The organism is Alteromonas sp. CH_MED4-4 (assembly GCF_037029575.1).
Taxonomy (GTDB): Bacteria; Pseudomonadota; Gammaproteobacteria; order Enterobacterales; family Alteromonadaceae; genus Alteromonas; species Alteromonas macleodii.
On the sequence record NZ_JAYMEU010000067.1, the window covers coordinates 1 to 2024 of the forward strand.

2 protein-coding genes are annotated in these 2024 nt (G+C 37.0%); one reads left to right on the forward strand and one right to left on the reverse strand.

Features of this window, described 5'->3' with window-relative positions; genetic code table 11:
* Nucleotides 1-84: 84 nt before the first annotated feature.
* Complete coding sequence (locus WA381_RS20885) at nt 85-1593, forward strand: hypothetical protein (RefSeq protein WP_197044433.1); 1509 nt, start codon at nt 85-87, stop codon at nt 1591-1593.
* A gap of 114 nt (nt 1594-1707) precedes the next feature.
* Here WA381_RS20885 and WA381_RS20890 read toward each other — a convergent pair whose 3' ends face one another.
* The gene (locus tag WA381_RS20890; RefSeq protein ID WP_156087223.1) at nt 1708-1956 is read right to left on the reverse strand and encodes a hypothetical protein; all 249 of its coding nucleotides are present in this window, start codon (nt 1954-1956) and stop codon (nt 1708-1710) included.
* Nucleotides 1957-2024 lie beyond the last annotated feature (68 nt).

Here is a 2024-nt window from a genome sequence, read left to right on the forward strand (position 1 = left end):
TTTTATTATCGAGTTCGAGGAACGCCTCGAAAAGCATATTAACTAATGGCAGTTACACAGAATCTGTTACAGGCTCGTCTCTCAGTGAATGACAACGAAGAGCTGTTTGAGGATTTAGCTATCGATAGAACTCCCTTCAAACAGTTATTTTTCCTCATGCTTTCTCACTATGACTTATTCACTCCATACATGTATCACATAGATTGTGAAGAATTAAGTCAAGAGTTAAGCATTGCACAAGAGACTATAGTAAAAATACTAAACCATTTTTCACTCGAAAGCGGTGAACTTGCTACCCACAATCAGGATTTCATATTTCTTGATAACCCTATCTGGACAAGACCTATATTCCAAAGAGAGTCAGAGTACTTCTGTCCACTCCCACAAGTGTTTTTTAGTTTCTCCTTGAACAGTCTAGACAATCTAATCGAAGGTTATGATAAAGACAAACTTCATGAAAGAAGAGCGCTATATCTAGAAGAAAAGATAGAAGAGATAGTAAAAACGAGGTTTCCTGAATCTCATACAATCTCCGGAATACAATGGGATTTCGAGGGAAAAACATTTGAGACAGACCTAATCACCTTCATAGATTCTCATGCACTAATAATAGAGGCCAAATCACACAATATTACCAAGCCAGCTTTGAGAGGTGCTCCGGATCGAATCAAAAAGCACTTCAAAGAAATTTATATTGATCCTAGCATTCAGTCATTTAGGTTTGCTGAAAAGATTAAAGAATTAATCGAAAATCCGGATACGAATGACCCATTAATCGACAAACTACCAATCGACATTTCAAAAATTAACAAAGTTATTCGAGTTTCAGTTTCGCTAGAGGATTTTGCCACTTTACAAACTAATCTGAAATTATTCGAAGATACTGGCTGGCTACCAGATGGATATGAGTCATGCCCTTCAACCAATTTAGCTGATTTTGAGACAATATTTGATTTGCTAGAGCACCCAGTACAAATACTCCACTATTTAGAAAGACGAAGCATAATTCAAAGGCAATATAATCTTATGGGAGACGAGCTAGATTATTTGGGGCTTTACCTATCGACGTTTTTAGCTTTAGGAAACTTTAGTGATTATGCCACAGATCACGTTATAGATATTAGCGGAATGTCTGATTCTATAGACAGTTACTATCAGGCTAAAGATGCCGGTGTATCAATCCAAAAGCCTAAACCTAAAACATCTAAATTATTCACTGAGATATTCAACCAACTCGAAAAACGCTCAACCCCAAGGTGGACGGAAATAGGTTGCATACTAAATATGTATGTACCTGAAGACCAAGTTCAATTGAGCAATATGATAAAAAGTTTGTCCAAGAGAGTGCACCACACTTGGCAACAAGTAGGTCACAAGAACATGATTATTTTATGCCCTCATGAGTCTTCTGAATATTCTCTCGCTGTCGTTTTATACAAGGATGCTAATAAACAATTAAGAGATAAATTCATCAACGAAGCATCAGTACAAGCCTTGGAACCTGATCATGTAAAGCAATGCTTATTAATTGCAAAGAACATTGATGACAACGAAATAGCATACCATTTGATTGGATTGTTTGAGTCCAGATAGCTAAAAGCCCACTTAAATAAACGACACTTTTATTTATTGTAATGATACGCTGCAATCTAAAGGGTGAGGTGCGTGCTACGTCATCCCCCCCTGAGATTGTGGGTACGAAAATACCTAACGATGGAGTATATATAAACCTACGACATCTCTTGATGACTTACCTCTGAGGTTAGCCTTATCAGGTTGAGAAGTAGACGTACAACGTGTCCTTCTTCCTTTATTCAACACATCATCAATCATTTCTACTTCAGATACTTCAACTTCATTATTATTCCAATCGAATCCAAATTTGTTTACGTCCTTGGGCGCAGACCTAAATGAAAGATTCCCCGTTTTTTCACTTTCAACTTTTACAGCCGTCATTCCGCACCTAATTAACTGATTTATTTTTCTTGACACCGATCCCCCATTTTGATCTATTACTCATCTTT

What these genes read in the sequence shown, in the direction of transcription:
- WA381_RS20890 (WP_156087223.1), bottom strand. Translation starts at nt 1,956, where the DNA reads ATGACGGCTGTAAAAGTTGAAAGTGAAAAAACGGGGAATCTTTCATTT.